This is a genomic window from Allokutzneria oryzae, from assembly GCF_042429765.1.
In the GTDB taxonomy this organism is placed as follows: Bacteria; Actinomycetota; Actinomycetes; order Mycobacteriales; family Pseudonocardiaceae; genus Allokutzneria; species Allokutzneria oryzae.
This window is the reverse complement of record NZ_JBHLZU010000010.1, coordinates 142,309-161,213: the sequence shown is the minus strand read 5'-3', so window position 1 is coordinate 161,213 and position 18,905 is coordinate 142,309. Positions and strand designations below refer to the sequence as shown.

Annotated in this window: 19 protein-coding genes; 11 read left to right on the top strand and 8 right to left on the bottom strand. The window is 69.3% G+C overall.

Translation table 11 applies throughout. The features are described 5' to 3' along the window. Positions 1-248 precede the first annotated feature (248 nt). Positions 249-1,475 carry a hypothetical protein gene (locus ACFFQA_RS12075; protein ID WP_446681677.1) on the top strand — a complete coding sequence of 409 codons (1,227 nt, stop codon included), beginning with the start codon at positions 249-251 and terminating at the stop codon, positions 1,473-1,475. Between the two features lie 75 nt (positions 1,476-1,550). Here the strand turns inward: ACFFQA_RS12075 and ACFFQA_RS12070 are convergent, their stop codons facing one another. The 6 genes from ACFFQA_RS12070 to ACFFQA_RS12045 all read right to left on the bottom strand — a co-directional run bounded on the left by ACFFQA_RS12070 (position 1,551) and on the right by ACFFQA_RS12045 (position 8,544). After that, entirely contained in the window at positions 1,551-2,831 is a 1,281-nt protein-coding gene (locus ACFFQA_RS12070) for a thymidine phosphorylase (protein ID WP_377851872.1), read from the bottom strand. Further along, positions 2,824-3,228: a cytidine deaminase gene (locus ACFFQA_RS12065; RefSeq protein WP_377851871.1), complete on the bottom strand. Its 405-nt coding sequence runs from the start codon at positions 3,226-3,228 to the stop codon at positions 2,824-2,826. The genes ACFFQA_RS12070 and ACFFQA_RS12065 overlap by 8 nt, the downstream gene beginning before the upstream one ends. Before the next feature lie 74 nt (positions 3,229-3,302). Then, positions 3,303-4,580 carry an ABC transporter permease gene (locus ACFFQA_RS12060; protein ID WP_377852256.1) on the bottom strand — a complete coding sequence of 426 codons (1,278 nt, stop codon included), beginning with the start codon at positions 4,578-4,580 and terminating at the stop codon, positions 3,303-3,305. A 5-nt stretch (positions 4,581-4,585) separates the two neighbouring features. After that, positions 4,586-5,698, bottom strand: coding sequence for an ABC transporter permease (locus tag ACFFQA_RS12055; protein WP_377851870.1), 1,113 nt, complete (start codon positions 5,696-5,698; stop codon positions 4,586-4,588). Then, the gene (locus ACFFQA_RS12050) at positions 5,695-7,263 is read right to left on the bottom strand and encodes an ABC transporter ATP-binding protein (RefSeq protein ID WP_377851869.1); all 1,569 of its coding nucleotides are present in this window, start codon (positions 7,261-7,263) and stop codon (positions 5,695-5,697) included. Before ACFFQA_RS12050 ends, ACFFQA_RS12055 begins: the two co-directional genes overlap by 4 nt. Before the next feature lie 144 nt (positions 7,264-7,407). After that, on the bottom strand, positions 7,408-8,544 hold the full coding sequence (locus ACFFQA_RS12045) for a BMP family lipoprotein (RefSeq protein ID WP_377852254.1): 1,137 nt from the start codon (positions 8,542-8,544) through the stop codon (positions 7,408-7,410). Between the two features lie 544 nt (positions 8,545-9,088). Here ACFFQA_RS12045 and sdhC point away from each other — a divergent pair. From sdhC to ACFFQA_RS12020, 5 genes are all read left to right on the top strand, one after another. Then, entirely contained in the window at positions 9,089-9,523 is a 435-nt protein-coding gene (gene sdhC / locus ACFFQA_RS12040) for a succinate dehydrogenase, cytochrome b556 subunit (protein WP_377851868.1), read from the top strand. Positions 9,524-9,525: 2 nt separating this feature from the next. Further along, the gene (gene sdhD, locus ACFFQA_RS12035) at positions 9,526-9,951 is read left to right on the top strand and encodes a succinate dehydrogenase, hydrophobic membrane anchor protein (RefSeq protein ID WP_377851867.1); all 426 of its coding nucleotides are present in this window, start codon (positions 9,526-9,528) and stop codon (positions 9,949-9,951) included. Between the two features lie 25 nt (positions 9,952-9,976). After that, positions 9,977-11,728, top strand: coding sequence for a succinate dehydrogenase flavoprotein subunit (gene sdhA / locus ACFFQA_RS12030; protein ID WP_377851866.1), 1,752 nt, complete (start codon positions 9,977-9,979; stop codon positions 11,726-11,728). Beyond that, positions 11,728-12,504 (top strand): succinate dehydrogenase iron-sulfur subunit, encoded by a 777-nt coding sequence (locus ACFFQA_RS12025; RefSeq protein WP_377851865.1) that lies wholly within the window; start codon positions 11,728-11,730, stop codon positions 12,502-12,504. The genes sdhA and ACFFQA_RS12025 overlap by 1 nt, the downstream gene beginning before the upstream one ends. A gap of 130 nt (positions 12,505-12,634) precedes the next feature. Then, positions 12,635-13,252 carry a hypothetical protein gene (locus ACFFQA_RS12020; RefSeq protein WP_377851864.1) on the top strand — a complete coding sequence of 206 codons (618 nt, stop codon included), beginning with the start codon at positions 12,635-12,637 and terminating at the stop codon, positions 13,250-13,252. On the opposite strand, the gene ACFFQA_RS12015 is transcribed toward ACFFQA_RS12020, so the two are convergent. Both ACFFQA_RS12015 and ACFFQA_RS12010 read right to left on the bottom strand, forming a co-directional pair. Next, the gene (locus ACFFQA_RS12015; protein WP_377851863.1) at positions 13,249-13,596 is read right to left on the bottom strand and encodes a hypothetical protein; all 348 of its coding nucleotides are present in this window, start codon (positions 13,594-13,596) and stop codon (positions 13,249-13,251) included. The two genes, ACFFQA_RS12020 and ACFFQA_RS12015, sit on opposite strands and share 4 nt — an antisense overlap. A gap of 28 nt (positions 13,597-13,624) precedes the next feature. Next, a complete protein-coding gene (locus tag ACFFQA_RS12010) occupies positions 13,625-13,879 on the bottom strand; it encodes an SCO4848 family membrane protein (RefSeq protein ID WP_377851862.1) in 255 nt (84 codons plus the stop codon). Positions 13,880-13,939: 60 nt separating this feature from the next. Here ACFFQA_RS12010 and ACFFQA_RS12005 point away from each other — a divergent pair, with 60 nt between their 5' ends. The 5 genes from ACFFQA_RS12005 (at position 13,940) to ACFFQA_RS11985 (ending at position 18,905) form a co-directional block, all read left to right on the top strand. Next, positions 13,940-15,241 (top strand): D-alanyl-D-alanine carboxypeptidase family protein, encoded by a 1,302-nt coding sequence (locus ACFFQA_RS12005; protein ID WP_377851861.1) that lies wholly within the window; start codon positions 13,940-13,942, stop codon positions 15,239-15,241. A gap of 75 nt (positions 15,242-15,316) precedes the next feature. Further along, on the top strand, positions 15,317-16,609 hold the full coding sequence (locus ACFFQA_RS12000; protein WP_377851860.1) for a D-alanyl-D-alanine carboxypeptidase family protein: 1,293 nt from the start codon (positions 15,317-15,319) through the stop codon (positions 16,607-16,609). Between the two features lie 133 nt (positions 16,610-16,742). Then, a complete protein-coding gene (locus ACFFQA_RS11995; protein WP_377851859.1) occupies positions 16,743-17,132 on the top strand; it encodes a hypothetical protein in 390 nt (129 codons plus the stop codon). After that, on the top strand, positions 17,129-17,731 hold the full coding sequence (locus ACFFQA_RS11990) for a DUF3558 domain-containing protein (RefSeq protein WP_377851858.1): 603 nt from the start codon (positions 17,129-17,131) through the stop codon (positions 17,729-17,731). Before ACFFQA_RS11995 ends, ACFFQA_RS11990 begins: the two co-directional genes overlap by 4 nt. 16 nt (positions 17,732-17,747) lie before the next feature. Next, complete coding sequence (locus ACFFQA_RS11985; RefSeq protein WP_377851857.1) at positions 17,748-18,905, top strand: hypothetical protein; 1,158 nt, start codon at positions 17,748-17,750, stop codon at positions 18,903-18,905.

The window sequence follows — 18,905 nt, the reverse complement described above, 5'->3', positions numbered from 1 at the left end:
GCGGACTACTTCGCGACGGAACGCAATCAAAGTCGGGGTTTTTGTAACTCGAATGGGGTTCGCGCTCTCGAACTGAACCATCCCTTGCTCCTTCACTTCGCCGCCGCCTATCCTGCGGTGTCACCCGATCGGGTTAACCCTCCCTGGGACTTCTGATCCCTCGGCGGGGTCTCTTGAACCACTAATCGGGGGACTGGCTACGCTCGCGTCGTCCTCTTCCCCTCCCCATCGGACGAAGGTCACCTGCCGTGAGCGAGAACAACCACTCGACGATGTCCTTCGATCGGATGCGGAACATGCTCGTTCGCGCCGCAGAGATCCGTGAGAGCGAGCAGCAGCAGATCTTTGACGCGCTGGACGAGATCCACGCCAGGATGTCCCCGTTGGAGTCCCTGGGCGCGGTCCGCAAGCGCATCTCGGAGCTGCCGGACCGCACCGAGGTCAGCGTGCTGGCCGAGCGCCTCGACGAGGCCCTCGCGAAGCTTGAGGCCCAGGACGGCGCCATCGCCGGCCTCGGGCGCGCCGTCGACGGTCTCGTCGACAAGCTCGCCGTCCCCTTCACCCAGCTCGACGGCCGCCTCGACGGTGTGTCCGGCCGCATGGAGGGCGTCCACGTCCGGATGGACGGCCTTGAGGACAAGCTGGCGCACATCCACAAGCGCCTCGACGACCTCGACCTGCACCTGGACAAGCAGGACGGCAAGACCGAGGCGGTGCCGGGCCTGGTGACGGGTCCGATGCGCGAGCGCCTCGAAGCGCTGGAGACGGTTCTGCGCGGCCGCATCGACGAGGTGGACGAGGGCGTGCACGAGCACCTCGACGGCACCCGCGAGGCCCTGCAGCGCTCGCTCACCGAGAGCACCGACGGCCTGCGCGCCGAGGTCGGTCAGGCCCGCACCTCGCTGGAGGGCGCCGTCAGCGACGCCCGCTCCTCCCTGGAGGGCTCGGTCGCCGACACCCGCGACTCGCTGCAGAACTCCGTCAACGAGACCCACGACGCGCTCCAGGGCCGCTTCGAGGAGGTGCTGGCCCGCCCGGCGGTCGACCACACCGACCAGCTCGACGCGCTGGCCGAGCGCCTGGACACGGTCAACAACCGCCTGGAGGGCGTGGACAGCCGGATCGACGGCGTCGAGAGCGACCTCGGCAAGCAGCTCGACGAGCTGGGCGCGGCCACCGGGCAGTACCTGGACAAGCTGGCGGGCGCGGTCGCCGAGCGGCCGACCAACGACTCGCTGCTCTCGCTGGTGCGCAAGGCCAACGAGGAGACCGAGCGCCGCAACGCCGCGCAGCTGGACGAGGCCATGGCCACCTTCGCCGAGCTGATCCTCGGCGGCGGCGCGCCGACCCCGCCCCCGCCGCCGGCGCAGCTGCCCCGGCCGCAGCGTCGCGCCCGGCAGCAGAAGGTGAACGGCAAGTCGCGCGGCGGCGACGACAAGTCCGACATCGACCTCCCCGAGGAAGTCGACGCCTGATCCCCTGAGACCAACCGTCGAAAAAGGGGCGCACACGGACCTTCTGCCGAGTGCGCCCCTTTGCTATGCCCAGGATCAGCCCCGGATCACGTCCAGCACGAGCGACTCCCGCACCGGCGCGGAGTCGGCGACGGAGAAACCGCCCTCCAGGTCCTTGAGCGCGGCGGGAACCGCGTCCGGGGTGTCGGTGTGCAGCTCCAGCAGCGGCTCGCCCTTGCGGACCTCGTCGCCCGGCTTGGCGAGGCAGAGCACGCCCGCCCCCGCCTGCACGGGGTCCTCCTTGCGCGCGCGGCCCGCCCCGAGCCGCCAGCCCGCGACGCCGACCGCGTAGGCGTCCAGCGTCGCCAGGACACCGTCGGCGGGCGCCTCGACCACGTGCACGTGCGAAGCCCTCGGCAGTTCCGCCTCCGGGTCACCGCCCTGCGCGGCGATCATGCGCGACCACGTGTCGTACGCCTCGCCTGAGGCCAGCACGGCGGCCGGGTCCGCGGAGATGCCCGCCAGCGACAGCATCTCCCTGGCCAGGGCCACGGTCAGCTCCACGACGTCGGCGGGGCCACCGCCGCGCAGCACGTCCACCGACTCGGCGACCTCAAGGGCGTTGCCGACCGCTCGGCCCAGTGGGACGGACATGTCGGTGAGCAGCGCGCTGACCTTCAGGCCGTGCTCGACGCCGATGCCGACCAGGGCCTCGGCGAGGCGGCGGGCGTCGTCGGCGGACTTCATGAAGGCGCCGGAGCCGAACTTCACGTCCAGCACGAGCGCTCCCGCGCCCTCGGCGATCTTCTTGCTCATGATGGAGCTGGCGATCAGCGGGATCGCCTCGACGGTGCCGGTGACGTCGCGCAGCGCGTAGAGCTTGCGATCGGCCGGCGCCAGGCCCTCGGTGGCCGCGCAGACCACCGCGCCGACCTTGCGCAGCTGCTCGGAGATCTCCGCCGTGCTCAGCTGGGCGCGCCAGCCCGGGATCGACTCCAGCTTGTCCAGCGTGCCGCCGGTGTGGCCGAGGCCGCGGCCGGACAGCTGCGGGACGGCCGCGCCGCAGGCGGCGACCAGCGGGGCCAGCGGCAACGTGATCTTGTCGCCGACGCCCCCGGTGGAGTGCTTGTCCACGGTCGGCCGGTCCACCGACAGCGACAGGCGCTCGCCGGACTCGACCATGGCGCGGGTCCAGCGCGCGGTCTCGGTCGGCTCCATGCCGTTGAGGAAGATCGCCATCGCCAGCGCGCTCATCTGCTCGTCGGCGACGGCTCCCCTGGTGTAGGCGTCGATCACCCAGTCGATCTGGGAGTCGGTGAGCCGCTTGCCGTCCCGCTTGGCGCGGATGACGTCGACGGCCGCGAACAGCTCAGCCATTGGTTCTCCCAGGCAGGTCATCGGGCCCGAACGCGTCGGGCAGCACGTCCCGCATCGGCAGCACGCCGCGCGGGGTGTCCAGCAGGCAGTCCGGCCCGCCCATCTCGAACAGCAGCTGGCGGCACCGGCCGCACGGCATCAGCAGCTCGCCGCCGCCACCGCGGCAGGCGACGGCGACGAAGCGCCCGCCCCCGGTGAGCCGGAGCTGGCCGACCATGGCGCACTCGGCGCACAGCCCCAGCCCGTACGAGGCGTTCTCCACGTTGCAGCCCTGGACCAGCCGCCCGTCGTCGCAGATGGCGGCGGAGCCCACCCGGAGCCCGGAGTACGGGCAGTAGGCGAGCTTCGCCGCGGCGACGGCGGCGGAGCGCAGGTTTTCCCAATCGACGGCGACCACTACGGCATCCTCGCAAACGAAAGCCCGAAAGTGGTACGCACGACCCACTTTCGGGCTTTCGAACGAAATGCGGCCTAGTGGCCCCTGCCCCGCCTGTACTCATCGCCGTTGGCGGCGGGCGGGCGCAGGCGCTGCGCCGCCACCGCCAGCACCACGAGGGTGACCATGTGCGGCAGGTAGGTGGAGAGCTGACTCGGCATCTCGTCCACCGACAGGTAGATCAGGTAGAGCGCGGCCGCCCCGACGAGCGTGATGCCCGCCGCGACCAGCTTCTTCCGCGCCACCAGCCAGACCGCGATGCCGACCAGCACCAGCACCGCCGCGTAGAACAGCGCCATCACCGTGGCACCGCCGCTGCGCAGCTGGAGGCCGTCGGCGTAGCCGAACAGCGCCGAGCCGCCGAGCAGGCCGGCGGGGCGCCAGTTGCCGAAGATCATCGCGGCGAGGCCGATGTAGCCTCGGCCGCCGGTCTGGCCCTCCAGGTAGCCGGGCTGGCCGGGGTTGAGCACCAGCGCGGCGCCGCCGAGGCCCGCGAGCGCGCCGGAGATGACCACCGCGGCGTACTTGTGCACGTAGACGTTGACGCCGAGGGACTCCGCAGCCACCGGATTCTCACCGCAGGAGCGCAGCCGCAGGCCGAACCGGCTGCGCCAGAGCACCAGGTAGCTGACCGGGACGAGCAACAGCGCCAGCATGGTCAGCGGCGAGACGCCGGTGACCAGGCCGCGCAGCACGCCCGCGACGTCGGAGAGGCCGACCCGCTGCATGTTCTCCAGGTCGGCGAGCCAGTCCGACAGCGGCTGCGCCGAGTACGTGTCGAACTTCGGCACCGCGGGCGACTCGCGCGGGTTGTTCGACAGCGGCTGGAAGATCAGCGTGGACAGGTACTTCGTCAGGCCGGCGCCGAGCAGGTTGATCGCCACACCGGAGACGATGTGGTTGACACCGAAGGTGACCGTGGCGACCGCGTGCACCAGGCCGCCGAGCGCGCCGAAGACCGCGGCGGCCAGCAGCGCGGCCCACGGGCCCCACTGGTAGCCGGCCCAGGCCGCGCCCCAGGTGCCCATGATCATCATGCCTTCGAGGCCGATGTTGATCACACCGGCGCGCTCCGCCCACAGGCCGCCGAGCGCGGCGAGCAGGATCGGGATCGCCAGCAGCAGCGCGGTCTGCAGCGTGCCGGAGGCGGTCAGCTGCGGGTAGCCGGTCAGGTAGGACGCCGTCGACAGCGCGCCGACCACCGCGGCGAGCCAGATCAAGCCCCGCGTCCAGCCGGGCAGCTTCTTCGCGCCGCGCCGCTGGGGAGCGGACGCCGGGACCGCGCCGCCGTCGGCGGGGTCCTTCGAGATCAGGGAAGTCACGCAGCACCTCCACCAGCGGTCGTCGCCGGTTGCTTGTCCTCGCCGTTTGTCGTGCCCAGTTGCTGGCCGACGCGACGCTGCTCGGCGGCGAGCTGCACCCTGCGGACGATCTCGTAGGCCACGACAACGGAGAGCACGATCGCGCCCTGCATGATCGTCACGATCTCCTTGGGCACGCCGATGTTGTCCAGGGCGAGCGCGGACTTGTCCAGGAACGCCCACAGCAGCGCGCCGAAGGCGATGCCGACCGCGTGGTTGCGGCCGAGCAGCGCGATCGCGATGCCGCTGAAGCCGTAGCCCTGCGGGAAGTTCTGGGTGAAGGTGTGGTCGCGGCCGAGCAGCTCGGGCAGTGCGGTGAGCCCGGCGACCGCCCCGGACAACAGCATCGCCGCGATGATCATCCGCTTGGCGTTGACGCCGCCGGCGGTGGCCGCGGTGGCCGACTCGCCGGAGGCGCGCAGCTCGAAGCCGAACCGGGTGCGGTTCATCAGCACCCAGTAGCCGACGCCGGCCAGCACCGAGAGCAGGCCGAGACCGAAGACCGTTCCGGCCGCGCCGAGGGAGATCCCCGGCACCCAGGCCGACTCGGGCAGCTCCGCGGTGCTGAGGCTGTTGGAGCGCAGCACGCCGAACACGTCCGGCTTGATCAGGAAGGCCACGATGCCCAGCGAGATCGCGTTGAGCATGATCGTGGAAATGACCTCGCTGACCCCGCGGTAGGCCTTGAGCAGCGCGGGAATCGCCGCGTAGAGCGCACCCGCGACGACGGCGACCAGGATGATCACCAGGGAGTGCAGGCCGGCGGGCAGGCTGATCGAGCCACCGACGATCATCGCGGTGACCGCGGCGATCCGGTACTGGCCCTCGACCCCGATGTTGAACAGCTTCATCTGGAAGCCGACCGCCACCGCGAGTGCGATCAGGTAGTAGGTCGCACTGCTGTTGACGATGTCGACCGCCGTCGTGCCCTCGCCGACCTGCGCCACCATGGCACCGAAGGCCTGGAGCGGGTTGGCTCCGGAGAGCAGCAGCGCCAGGCCGCACAGCAGTGCGGCGAAGGCGACGGCGAGCACCGGCGGCAGTACGACGGAACGCAGGTTGAGCTTCACTCCTCGTCCCCTTCCCCGGAGACACCGGTCATGGCGGAGCCGAGCTGCTCCGGGGTGACGGTGCTCGGGTCGGCGTCGGCCACCAACCGGCCGCGCAGCATCACCTTGATCGTGTCGGACAGGCCGATCAGCTCGTCCAGGTCGGCCGAGATCAGCAGCACCGCGAGGCCGTTGGCCCGCGCCGCGCGGATCTGGTCCCAGATCACCGCCTGGGCGCCGACGTCGACGCCGCGGGTGGGGTGCGAGGCGATCAGCAGCTTCGGGTCGCCGGAGAGCTCGCGGCCGACCACCAGCTTCTGCTGGTTGCCACCGGACAGCGCCGCCGCGGCGACCTCGATGCCCGGGGTGCGCACGTCGAACTCCTCGACGATGCGGCGGGTGTCGTCCTTGGCGCCCTCGATGTCCAGCCACGCGCCCTTGGCCGTTGGCCTGCGGGTCTGGTAGCCGAGGATGCGGTTGGCCCACAACGGCTGGCTGAGCAGCAGGCCGTGCCGGTGCCGGTCCTCGGGCACGTAGCCGATACCGGCCTCGCGGCGGGCCAGCGTGCCGAGCCGGGTCAGGTCGACGTGGCCGAGGCGGATGTGCCCGGCGTCGGCCCTGCGCATGCCCATGATCGTCTCGACCAGCTCGGTCTGGCCGTTGCCCTCGACGCCCGCGATGCCGAGCACCTCACCGGCGTGCACGGTCAGCGTGATGTCGTCGAGCACCGGGCGGTCAGCGCCGAGGCTGCACAGCCGCACGTCCTCCACGACCAACACCTCGCGGTCGGTGACCGTGGAGTCGCGGGTCTCCGGGCTGGGCAGCTCGCTGCCGACCATCATCTCGGCGAGCTGCCGGGAGCTGATCCGCTTCGGGTCCGCGGTGCCGACGGTGGTGCCGCGCCGGATCACGGTCACGCTGTCGGCGATGCCCCTGACCTCGTCGAGCTTGTGCGAGATGAACAGGAACGTGTAGCCCTGCCGCTGCATCCCGCGCAGGGTCTCGAACAGCTCGTCGACCTCCTGCGGCACGAGCACGGCGGTGGGCTCGTCCAGGATGATGATCTTCGCGCCGCGGTAGAGGACCTTGAGGATCTCCACCCGCTGCCGGTCGGCGACGCCGAGGTCCTCGACCGGCTGGTCCGGGCTGACGTCCAGCCCGGTGCGCGCGGCGAGCTCGGCGACCCGCTTGCGGGCCTTGCCGCCGATGCCGTGCAGCGCCTCGGCGCCGAGCACGACGTTCTCCAGGACCGTGAGGTTGTCGGCGAGCATGAAGTGCTGGTGCACCATGCCGATCCCGACGCGGATGGCGTCGGAGGGCGACTTGAAGTGCACCTGTTCGCCGTTGACCTCGATGGTGCCCTCGTCCGGGTTCTGCATCCCATAGAGGATCTTCATCAGGGTCGACTTGCCGGCGCCGTTCTCCCCACACAGCGCGTGCACCTCACCGTGGGCGACGCTCAGGTGGACGTTGGAGTTGGCGACGACCCCGGGAAACCGTTTGGTGATCCCGGAGAGGCGGACGGCGCAGGCCCCGCCTGTTGGCTGGCCGACACCACCCTCCGTGGCGGCGGTCGGAGTTGTCATCGTGTCAGCTCCGTAGCAAGAGGTGAAGGCTCGACTTCGTTGTCGAGGGCGCGGTCGAGAGCACTGTCGGCGGTGGGCGAGCATAGGGCCCGGAGGGAACATGCCCCTCCGGGCCCGTAGCTCATATCATGGTTTTCCGCTCGGTCAGCTGGTCGGCTTGTCGGAAACCTTGATCTGGCCGGCGATGATCTGGGCCTTGTAGCCCTCCAGCACGGCCTGCAGCTCGGAGTCGATCTTGCCGCCCGAGGTGGAGTAGCCGACGCCGTCGACCTTGAGGTCGAAGACCTTCGGCAGCGCGGCGAGGTCGTTCTTGGCGACCGCGAGCAGGTAGTCGAAGACCGCGACGTCGACCCGCTTGAGCATCGACGAGATGATCACGTCCCGCTCCTGCTCGACGGTCTTCTGGTTGTACTGGTCGGAGTCGACGCCGATGGCCATGACGCCCTTCGCCTTGGCCGCGCTGAACACGCCCTTACCGGAGGCACCCGCCGCGTGGTAGAGCACGTCGGCTCCGCGGTCGATCAGGCCGTTGGCCGCCGCGTTGCCCTTGGACGGGTCCTGGAACCCGGTGAAGTCGCCCGCCGGGGTCAGGTACTTCTTGTCGAGCTTGATGTCCGGCGCGGCGGCCTTGGCGCCCTGGTAGTAGCCCGCCTCGAACTTCTGGATCAGCGGGGTCTCCACGCCACCGACGAAGGCGACGTTGCACTTCTGCGTCTTGTAGGCCGCGATCACACCGGCGAGGAACGAGCCCTGCTCCTCGGCGAAGACCAGCGGGGTCACGTTCGGCGCACCCTCGACGGAGGCGTCGACGATGGCGAACTTGGTGTTCGGGAACTGCGGGGCGACGGCCTTGAGGGCATCCGCGTAGGCGAAGCCGACCGCGATGATCGGGTTCACGCCGTCGGAGGCGAGCTGGCGCAGCCGGGTCTGCTTGGCGTCCTCGGACTCGTTCGGCCCCGCCGAGAGCTCCTTGACGTTCTCCTTCTTCACACCCAGATCGGTGATCGCCTTGTCGACCCCAGCGGCGGCGGAGTCGTTGAAGGACGCGTCACCACGACCGCCGATGTCGAAGGCCAGGCCCACCTTGAGGGCGCTGCCGTCGGCCTTCTCGGGGGTCTTGGACCCCGAGGTGCCCGCAGCGGCGGCGGGCGGCTTCGGCGCGAGCTTGCACGGGCTGCCGGCAGCGGTGCCACCGCCCGACGGGGCACCAGAGTCCTTCGCACAACCGGCAAGCGTCAGGGCGGCGGTAACCGCCACGGCCGCCAGAACGGTGCCACGCATACGACGCACGGCGTATGTCTCCCTCCCTGCTCAGATGAGCAGTGCCACCCCGGGGGACGAGCCGGACCCGTTGTCCAGGTCTGCGGCGGCGTTGCCGGGGAATATCGGACGCGCAACCGTACCCGCAGGTACGTGGAATGCCGCCCCCCGAAGTGACCGACGTGACCGAATCGTTCGCCGAAGCGGCCCCGGATGCGAGAACGACCACACAGAGCGGGCGGCCAAACACGTTTCCGCCAATTGAAGAACACGTTTCACGTGCGGTGAAGATCCTGAATTCGAAACCCTCGTCCGGGCGAACCCGATGCGGGGTAAGGCCGCACTAACTTCTCGCCCGGGCCGGGGGACCCGCCTGTCTGGTCGATCACACAGCCCTGTGCCGAGTGGGCCGCGCCGCGCCGCCGGGGCTACAGTTCCCCGAATCGAAGGCTCCGTGATGAACGCCGGAGCCGGGGTCCGTCTCGCGGGGATCTTGATTTTCGGATACAGGTCCCACTCGTGTCCCGGGCCCTCATCCACCAGCGATGTTGGAGGCCAGTCCACCATGGCCAGCACCACCGCCGCGGCGGGGGCGCCCAGCTCCGGGAACAAGTCCCCGGGCGGCGGCAAGCTCTATCGCGGAGACCTGGGAATGTGGTCGTGGGTCGCGCACCGGATCACCGGCGTACTCACGTTCTTCTTCCTCTTCGTCCACGTGATCGACACCGCGCTGGTGCGGGTCTCCCCGGAGGCCTACGACGGGGTCATCTCGTTGTACAAGGAACCGTTCTTCGTGCTCTTCGAGCTCGGACTGGTCGCGGCGATCCTGTTCCACGCCCTCAACGGCGTGCGGATCATGCTGGTCGACTTCTGGTCGAAGGGACCTCGTCTGCAGCGCCCGATGCTCTGGACGATCATCGTCGTCTGGCTGGTCGTGATGATCCCGGGCACCTACTACCTGGTCAGCAAGGCGCTCTCGATGCTGTTCGGAGGTAGCTGAGGATGTCCACGGTGAACCTGGCAGCCCCGCGCAGCCCCCAGGGCCGGTCCGGCCAGCGCAAGCCCGCGCGCCGCAGCAACTTCGAGCTCCAGAGCTGGTTGTTCATGCGGATCTCCGGCATGGTGCTGGTCTTCCTGGTGCTCGGCCACCTCGGGATCATGCTGTTCCTCGACGGTGGCGTGCACAAGATCAACTTTGCCTTCGTGGCCGGACGCTGGGCCTCGCCGTTCTGGCAGGTCTGGGACCTCACGATGCTCTGGCTGGCCGCCATCCACGGTGGCAACGGCCTGCGGACGATCATCAACGACTACGCCCGCAGGGACGGCACCCGGTTCTGGCTGAAGGTCCTGCTGACCGTCTCGATGGTGCTCACCGTCGTGCTGGGGACCTACACGCTGTTCACCTTCAACCCGAACATCGGGCACTGAGCGGGCCACGGGGAGTTCAGAGAAGATGCAGTTCCACAAGTACGACGTCGTGATCGTCGGTGCCGGCGGCGCCGGCATGCGCGCGGCGATCGAGTCCGGCCAGCGGGCCCGCACCGCGGTGCTGACCAAGCTCTACCCCACCAGATCCCACACGGGCGCGGCGCAGGGCGGCATGTGCGCCGCGCTGGCCAACGTGGAGGAGGACAACTGGGAGTGGCACACCTTCGACACGGTCAAGGGCGGTGACTACCTGGTCGACCAGGACGCCGCGGAGATCATGGCGAAGGAGGCCATCGACGCGGTCCTCGACCTGGAGAAGATGGGCCTGCCGTTCAACCGCACGCCCGAGGGCAAGATCGACCAGCGGCGCTTCGGCGGCCACACCCGCAACCACGGCGAGGCCGCGGTCCGCCGCGCCTGCTACGCCGCGGACCGCACCGGGCACATGATCCTGCAGACGCTGTACCAGAACTGCGTCAAGCACGGCATCGAGTTCTACAACGAGTTCTACGTGCTCGACATCTGCCTGACCGAGACCGACAACGGCCCGGTCTGCACCGGCGCCGTCGCGCTGGAGCTGGCGACCGGCGAGATCCACGTCTTCCAGGCCAAGGCGGTCGTGTTCGCCAGCGGCGGCTTCGGCAAGGTCTTCAAGACCACCTCGAACGCGCACACGCTGACCGGCGACGGCATGGGCATCATCTTCCGCAAGGGCCTGCCGCTGGAGGACATGGAGTTCTACCAGTTCCACCCGACCGGCCTGGCGGGCCTGGGCATCCTGCTCACCGAGGGCGCCCGCGGCGAGGGCGGCATCCTGCGCAACGCCGACGGCGAGCGCTTCATGGAGCGCTACGCCCCGACGATCAAGGACCTCGCGCCGCGCGACATGGTCGCCCGCGCGATGGCCACCGAGGTGCGCGAGGGCCGCGGCGCCGGCCCGCACAAGGACTACGTCTACCTCGACCTGACCCACCTCGGCGCCGAGGTGCTGGACGCGAAGCTGCCGGACATCACCGAGTTCTCCCGCACCTACCTCGGCATCGACCCGGTGACCGAGCAGGTTCCGGTGTACCCGACGGCGCACTACGCCATGGGCGGCATCCCCACCAAGATCAGCGGTGAGGTGCTGCGGGACAACGACAACATCGTCCCGGGCCTCTACGCCGCCGGTGAGTGCGCGTGCGTGTCGGTGCACGGCGCGAACCGACTCGGCACCAACTCGCTGCTGGACATCAACGTCTTCGGCCGCCGCGCGGGCATCGCCGCCGCCGAGTACGCGCTCGGCCGCGACCACACCGACCTGCCGGAGGACCCGGCGGCGCTGGTGGAGTCCATGGTGGAGAACCTGCGCTCGGCGCACGGTGGCGAGCGCGTCGCGGACATCCGCGGCGAGCTCCAGACCACGATGGACCTCAACGCGTCGGTCTACCGCACCGAGGAGACCCTCAAGCAGGCGCTCACCGACGTGCAGGCGCTCAAGGAGCGCTACGCCGGAATCTCCATCCAGGACAAGGGCAAGCGGTTCAACACCGACCTGCTGGAGGCTGTGGAGCTCGGCTTCCTGCTGGAGCTCGCCGAGATCCTGGTCCAGGGCGCGCTGGCCCGCAAGGAGTCCCGTGGCGGCCACGCGCGTGAGGACTACCAGGCCCGTGACGACGTGAACTTCCTGCGTCACACCATGGCCTACAAGCACGGTGAGGGTCTGACGGCGGACATCCGCCTGGACTACAAGCCGGTGACCATCACCCGGTACCAGCCGATGGAGCGCAAGTACTGATGACTGCGACTGTTGAAGAGACCGGCATCCGGGGTTCGCGTCCGCCCGCGCCTGAGGGTTCGACCGTCGTCACCGTGAAGCTCTACCGGCTCAACCCGGAGCAGAACAACGGCGAGGCGTACTGGGAGACCTTCGACGTCCCGGCGCTGCCCACCGACCGTGTGCTGAACCTGCTGCACTACGTGAAGTGGTACCTGGACGGCACGCTGACGTTCCGCCGCTCCTGCGCGCACGGCATCTGCGGCTCCGACGCCATGCGCATCAACGGCGTGAACCGCCTCGCCTGCAAGGTCCTGGTGAAGGACCTGATGAAGAAGGGCAAGCACACCACCATCACCATCGAGCCCATCAAGGGCCTGCCGGTCCACAAGGACCTGCTGGTGGACATGGAGCCCTTCTTCGAGGCTTTCCGCGCCGTGAAGCCGTTCCTCATCAACTACGGCAACGAGCCGTCGAAGGAGCGCATCCAGTCCGCCGCGGACCGCGAGCGCTTCGACGACACCACCAAGTGCATCCTGTGCGCCTGCTGCACGACCTCGTGCCCGGTGTTCTGGAGCGAGGGCTCGTACTTCGGCCCGGCGGCGATCGTCAACGCGCACCGGTTCATCTTCGACAGCCGCGACGAGGCCGCCGAGGAGCGACTGGACATCCTCAACGACGTCGACGGCGTGTGGCGCTGCCGCACCACCTTCAACTGCACGGACGCCTGTCCTCGTGGCATCGAGGTCACCAAGGCGATCCAGGAGGTCAAGCGCGCGCTGCTGTTCCGCCGCTGACCACGTTCCACAGAGGACGGGCCGTCTCCGCTACCGCGGGACGGCCCGTTTTCTCTACGGGGGTGGCCTGCGACGCAGATTTCTTTGGCTCGTGTTGACCAAGGACTGACCCGCCGCTATCGGTTGGTGCATGGCAAGCACAGGGGGAATCGTCGTCCGCACCGCGACCAGAGCGGACCTGCCGAGGATCACCGCCGTCCTCGGCAGGGCTTTCCAGCGCGACCCGCTGATGGCGTGGATGCTGCCGGACGACAGGCGCAGGCGCAGGCAGCTGCCGAGGTTCTTCGCGCTGAACGTGCGCGACGAGCACTTCCGGCTCGGCAGCCTCGAAGTGGCGGAGCAGAACAGCGTGATCCAGGGCGCGAACCTGCACGCGGGCGAGGGGACCTCACTGGGGGCGGCGCTGCCGCGTGAGCTCTTCCTGCGGCTGCGGCTGGCCAGGATCGCGGGCAGGCGCGCGGGCGAGGTGCTCAAGGCGCTGGAGCTGCTGGAGGCCGCTCGGCCGAGCGACACGCACTGGTACGCGCGGTTCCTCGGGGCCGACCCCGATCGCACGGCGAAGGGGGTCGGCGCCCGGTTGCTCCGTTCGGTGGTCAACCAGTGCGATGCAAAGGGACTACCGCTCTATTTCGAAACCTCGAACCCCGAGATGGTGAAGCACTGCGAGCGCCTCGGCTGCGAGGTCCGCGGCAACGTGTCCATTCCGGACGGTCCCGAACTGGCCACGCTGTGGCGCGAGCCGCGTTAGACCCAGAAGACCGCGACGCCCGTGTTGAGCACGACCAGCGCCGCGAGGGTCGGCACCAGCCAGCCCGCGAACTTCTCCTTGCGGAGGTTCATCGCGACGAGGCCGAGGATCACCAGCACGACCAGCAGCTTCACCCCGATCTTGGCGTGGTTGACCGGGGGCTCGCCCATCTCCGCGATTGCGACCAGGCCCAGGCCGGTGACCAGCTGCAACAGGCTGCCGTGCAGCCAGCCCTTGTTCAGCGGGCCGTCCGGTGCGGTCCTGCGCTGCAGCAGCAGCATGGCGACGAGCACGGCCATGCCGAGCAGGTGCAGGAAGACAAGGGCAAGCCGGAGGAACTCCACGGGTCGTCTCCTGGGGTGGTGGTGGGAGTCAGTCGGTGCTGCTCGCGGCGCGGTCGGCCCGGTCGGCGCGGAAGCCCCGCCAGCCGATGACCCCGATCACAGTCCCGAGTGCCAGCGACGTGAGAACAAGCACCAAATGAACCGTGAAGAACGTCGTGGGAGCGCCGCTCTCGGCGAAAGAGCGAGGGTCTTTCGCGATGTTGAGCATGAAGTTCGGCCAGATCAGCCAGGTCCACACCGCGAACGCGAGCAGGAACAAGGAGGCACGGCGGGTGAGCTTCACCAATGAAGTATCCGATGCTTCGAGTACCGCCGACGGCGCGGGGTGGTTAGCCTGCCTTGCGTGCGTCTCACCGCCCACCGCCTCGCTGCGGCGCTGGTGGTCTCCGTCTGCACGGTGCCGACAGCGGCCGTGCTGAGTCCGGCATGGGCTTTACCCGGCCGGGTCCAGCAGCAGACGACGCCAGCGATGACCCAGCAGCTCTCGTGCGGCAACCAGAACGTGCCACCGCCTCCGGTCGACTCGTCGGAGCAGCCACCGGCCGGCAAGTCCGCCCCGCCCCCGCTGCCGGTCCCGGACCGCCCGGTCGGCGGGCCGCGCCTCGGCGAGTGCGACAACGTGCTGCCGGAGAAGGCGGCCGCGGTACCCAGCCAGGTGAACGCGGCCGCGTGGATCATCGCCGACCTGGACACCGGCGCGGTGCTCGCGGCCAACGACCCGCACGCACGGCTCCGCCCCGCCTCCGCGATCACGGTGCTCACCGCGATGACGGCGTTCCAGGAACTGGACATGAACGCCACGGTCACGGTGACCAAAGAGGACGCCGAGCAGAACGGCGAGGAGATCGGCCTCGCGGCCGGCGGCAAGTACACCGTCAAGCAGCTGCTGCGCGGCATGCTGATGACCGAGTTCGCGCCGGACGCCGTGAGCGCGCTGTCCCGCCAGCTCGGCGGCACCGAGGCCACCCTGACCAAGATGAACGCGCTCGCCGCGCAGATCGGCGCGCTGGACACCAGGGCCGCGACGGCCTCCGGCGCGGACGGCCCCGGCATGAGCAGCTCGGTCTACGACATCGCGCTGATGGTCCGCACGGCCATGCGCAACGCGGACTTCACCGAGATCATGAAGACCCGCACGACGACCTTCCCCTCCACCGGGTCGAAGTCGGCGTTCACGGTCACCAACGACAACAAGCTCCTGGCGAACTACTCGGGGGCGATCGGCGGCAAGGTCGGCTTCACCCCCAACGCGGGCAACACGGTCATCGGCATGGCCTCGAAGAACGGGCGCCGCCTCGTGACGGTGCTGCTGCGCGGTGAACCGCGGCCGGTCGCGACCTGGCTCCAGGCCGGCAAGCTGCTCGACTACGGCTTCGCCATGAAGTCCGACACGAAGCCGGTCGGCCAGCTCGTCGAGCGCGCGCCCGCCTCCAGCACCAACCCGGAGACCCCCGCCCAGGCGAGGCCGGAAGGCGCACGCGACGTCAACGGCGAGCCGATACTGGACCCGAGCGCTGCCCCCACCGCCTTCGGCAACGTGGGTGGTCCGCTGACCGGCGCCGCGGGCGTGCTGCTCGTCGCCGGCCTGCTGATCTACCTGCGCAAGAAGAGGGCGAAGCGGGCTCGGGCACTGTCCTCCAGCTGACACCGAGCGCGACCGGACGACTCCGTAGAGCCAACCCGATTATCGCGGCCGAGACGAGGTGACTAGCCTGCCTGCGTGCGTCTCACCGCTCATCGCCCCGTTGCGGTGCTGGTGGTTTCCGTCTGCGCGCTGCTGACCGCAGCCCCTGCCTCGGCGGCCACCGCCGTGGCTCGGCAGCAGGCAACGCCAGCCCTCGCGCAGTCGCCCCCGTCCAACTCGTGCGCCTACCGCAGCGTTCCCGCGCCGCCGGTGGACACCTCCGAGCAACCCCCGCCGGGCAAGTCCGCCCCGGCTCCCCTGCCGGTCCCGGAACGGCCGGTCGGCGGACCGCGCCTGTCGGAGTGCGGTGACGTGCTCCCCGACAAGGCCGCCGCCCTGCCGAAGCAGATCGCGGCGGCCTCGTGGATCGTCGCCGACCTGGACACCGGCGCCGTGCTCGCCGCACACGACCCGCACGGCAGACACCGCCCCGCCTCCACCATCAAGGTGCTGACGGCGCTGACGGCGCTCCAGGAGCTGAGCCCGGAAACGACCATCACCGCCACCAAAGAGGACACCGGCCGCGAGTGCACGTGCGTGCCCCTGGTGACTGGCGGCAAGTACACCGTCCGCCAGCTCGTCCGCGCCATGCTGATGAAGTCCGGCAACGACGCGGCCTACGCGCTCGCCAGGACCACCGGCGGCCAGGGCGGGGTCGAGGAGGGGCTGAAGAAGATGAACAGTCTCGCCCGCAGCCTCGGCGCGCTGGACACCAGGGCGGCGACGCCCAACGGCCTCGACGGTCCCGGCATGAGCACCTCGGCCTACGACCTCGCCCTGATCTACCGCGCGGCCATGCGCAACCCCGACTTCGCCGAAGCCGTGAAGACCCGCCAGATGGTCATCCCCGGCCAGAACGGCAAGCCCGACGTGGACGTCTTCAACGACAACAAGCTGCTGGCGAACTACGCGGGCGCCCTCGGCGGCAAGACGGGTTTCACCGACGACGCCAAGCACACCTACGTCGGCGCGGCCAGCAAGAACGGCCGTCGCCTGGTCACCGTCGTGCTGTTCACCCCCAAGCAGCCGGTCGAGGCGTGGCAGCAGGGTGCGCGCCTGCTCGACTACGGCTTCGCGATGAAGCCGGACGTGAAGCCGGTCGGCCAGCTCGTCGAGCGCGCCCCTGGCGAGAACGGCGTCCAGACCACCGGCCAGGCCAAGCCGGACGGCGCGGCCGGTGACGGCCTCGACCCGAGCGCGGCCCCCACGGCCTTCGGCAACGTCGGCGGCCCGCTCACCGTGGTCGCCGGAGTCCTGGGCCTGATGGGCCTGCTGCTGTACCTCCGCAAGAAAAAGGCGAAGCGCGCGCGGGCAATGGCCGCTCGCTGATTCTTCTCCCGGTGCCCGACCGATCCGCGTGATCGGTCGGGCACTTCTCTGTCTTCACCCAATTTTGCGCCCCTGGCAAATAGTCGCCCGATAGCATCGATGTGCTGTGGTCCGCATCCGGGGGGAGCCGAAGATGGTCGCAGTGCACGAGGGGGACGACGCAGGACGCCGCCAACCACCTTCTGGCGATGGCGGGACGCTCACGATCGACGTGGATCCGAGCATGATCCCGCTCTTGGCGGCCACCTTCGCCGAGCAGGCCAACTTGCTCGGCACGCAGCTGAGGCGGGCATTCCGCCTTCTGCGCATCGGCACGCCGTGGCTCGGTGACCCGGTGAGCGCCGAGGCCGCCAAGCGGTTCAACGAACACCTTGCCGACAGTCCGTTGTCGCTGATCAACGTCTTGATGACGCTTCACACCGAGTACGAGGCCCACTACGACGCTCTCATGTCGGCGGCAAAGCACTACAAGGTGACCGAAGAAACCAACGCCGCCCTGATGGAACGAGGACTGTTACAGTGACCCGCTGCCGGGAAATACTTGTTTGTGTTGCCCTGCTCGCCTCGGTGACAGCGTGCGGTGGCGCTGTGGTCCAGGGGGAATCAAGCATCACAACCGGCGAACCCACCACCACGCGTCCATCAAGAGCGCTTCCGCCACGACCACGGGATATTCCACTCGCCGGTGTCGACGCGTGCCAAGTGCTCACCGATGACCAGCTGCGGCAGCTCGGGTACAGCCTGAAGCGTTCACCGGTAGCGAACAACCGGACCGGAGAGTCGCAATGTGATGTGGCGAACCAGTTCGGCTCCGCACCCAACTACGGAACTCTGATCACGGTTTCCACCAGCGAAGATGCGAGTGTCTGGCTCTCACCGGAGCGCCAAGGAGACATTGCCTCCAATCTCAGGACGACAATCGAGGACTTCCCCGCGCTGAAGTTGACGGGCAAGACTTTCAAAGACAACTGCCAGATAATTGTGGACGTTGCGGACGGACAACATCTCGACATCTTGACCAACTCCGCCACCGGCGCACGGAGCGAAAACCCGGAACCCTTCTGCACACAATCGCAAACGATCGCGGAAATGGCAATAAGGACGTTGAGCGCACGCAAGTGACTCCGAAGGGAACGCCGTGAACCTCGACATGCGCTGGAAGGGCGTCTCGCATCAGCAGATCTGGGACTGGGCACATGCCGGCCCGGGCGCGAAGGCGAGTGCCGAAGCCGAGCAGGTTCTGGAAGACATCAACAAGCGACTGGTCGCTTCGGTGAAGGCTGTGGCCAAGACGCTGGAGGCGGCGGGAGCCGTCTGGCAGGGCCCGGCCGCCGCGCGGGCTACCGCCGGGATGCAGGCGTTGCGGCAGTACACCGATGGGCTGGCGCTCACCAGTGACAGCTCCCGCAACAGCACCATGGGGCAGGCGGGGACTTCGGACTGGGCGCGCAAGGCCGTGCCTCCGGTGGAGAAGGCTGGGCCGGCCCCCACGCGGCCGACCGGGTTTTCGATCGGTGACGTGCTCAAGCAGACGGTGGACTGGCAGGTGCGGGAGGCCTCGGCGCGGAATGCGGAGCGGCGGGCTCAGGAGGTCATGGAGCAGCACACCAGCTACACGCGGCAGCGGGTGGCCAGCATGCCTGTGCTGCAGCCTGTTCCGAAGATCGTGCTCAACACCGAGGTGCCTCCGCCTCCTGCTCCGCCGCCAGGGCCGCCCGTTCCGCCGCGGGTCCGGGATCGCCGTCCCGGCGGTGGTTCCACCAGCGGCGGACAAGGCGGCTCGGTCGGCGGTGGAGCTGGCGATGGGAGCGGCCGGGACGGTGGGGGTGACGGGCAACGGCGGCCTGAGGCGAAGCCGGGCGATTTCGTTGAGGGCAAGCCGATTCCGGCGCCGATACCGTCTCCTCAGCCTGGACCGGTCACGCCACCGGAGCGCAGCGAGCTGGTGTGGAGCCCGGATCCGGAACGGGGGTCGGGCGGGACTGGCTTCTCCGGTGGCGGAGCAGGCTCCTTCGGCGGTGGGGGTGGCCTCGTGTCCCCGACACCCAATGACGCGCATGGCGGTGGCAACGCGGGGCGGGGCGGGGTCGGAGCGCCTGGTGCCGTGCCGCCCGGCGCTGTCGGCGGGGTGGCGGCGCGTGCGGCTGGAACGCCTGGGCAGCAAGGGTTTCTTCAGCCTGCCAACGGTGCTCAGCGGGCGGAGGACTCCGAGCACCAGCGGAAGTACTGGGTGCCCGGCAGCGATCTCTTCGACGATGACCGGCTCGTCGCGCCGCCGGTCATCGGTGAGGACTGA

Bases quoted from the DNA above. Each gene is read 5' to 3' on its own strand.
- ACFFQA_RS12050 (WP_377851869.1), bottom strand. From the start codon at position 7,263: ATGACAACTCCGACCGCCGCCACGGAGGGTGGTGTCGGCCAGCCAACA.
- ACFFQA_RS11995 (WP_377851859.1), top strand. From the start codon at position 16,743: ATGGTCGCAGTGCACGAGGGGGACGACGCAGGACGCCGCCAACCACCT.
- ACFFQA_RS12025 (WP_377851865.1), top strand. From the start codon at position 11,728: ATGACTGCGACTGTTGAAGAGACCGGCATCCGGGGTTCGCGTCCGCCC.
- sdhD (WP_377851867.1), top strand. From the start codon at position 9,526: ATGTCCACGGTGAACCTGGCAGCCCCGCGCAGCCCCCAGGGCCGGTCC.
- ACFFQA_RS12045 (WP_377852254.1), bottom strand. From the start codon at position 8,544: ATGCGTGGCACCGTTCTGGCGGCCGTGGCGGTTACCGCCGCCCTGACG.
- sdhC (WP_377851868.1), top strand. From the start codon at position 9,089: ATGGCCAGCACCACCGCCGCGGCGGGGGCGCCCAGCTCCGGGAACAAG.
- sdhA (WP_377851866.1), top strand. From the start codon at position 9,977: ATGCAGTTCCACAAGTACGACGTCGTGATCGTCGGTGCCGGCGGCGCC.
- ACFFQA_RS12070 (WP_377851872.1), bottom strand. From the start codon at position 2,831: ATGGCTGAGCTGTTCGCGGCCGTCGACGTCATCCGCGCCAAGCGGGAC.
- ACFFQA_RS12020 (WP_377851864.1), top strand. From the start codon at position 12,635: ATGGCAAGCACAGGGGGAATCGTCGTCCGCACCGCGACCAGAGCGGAC.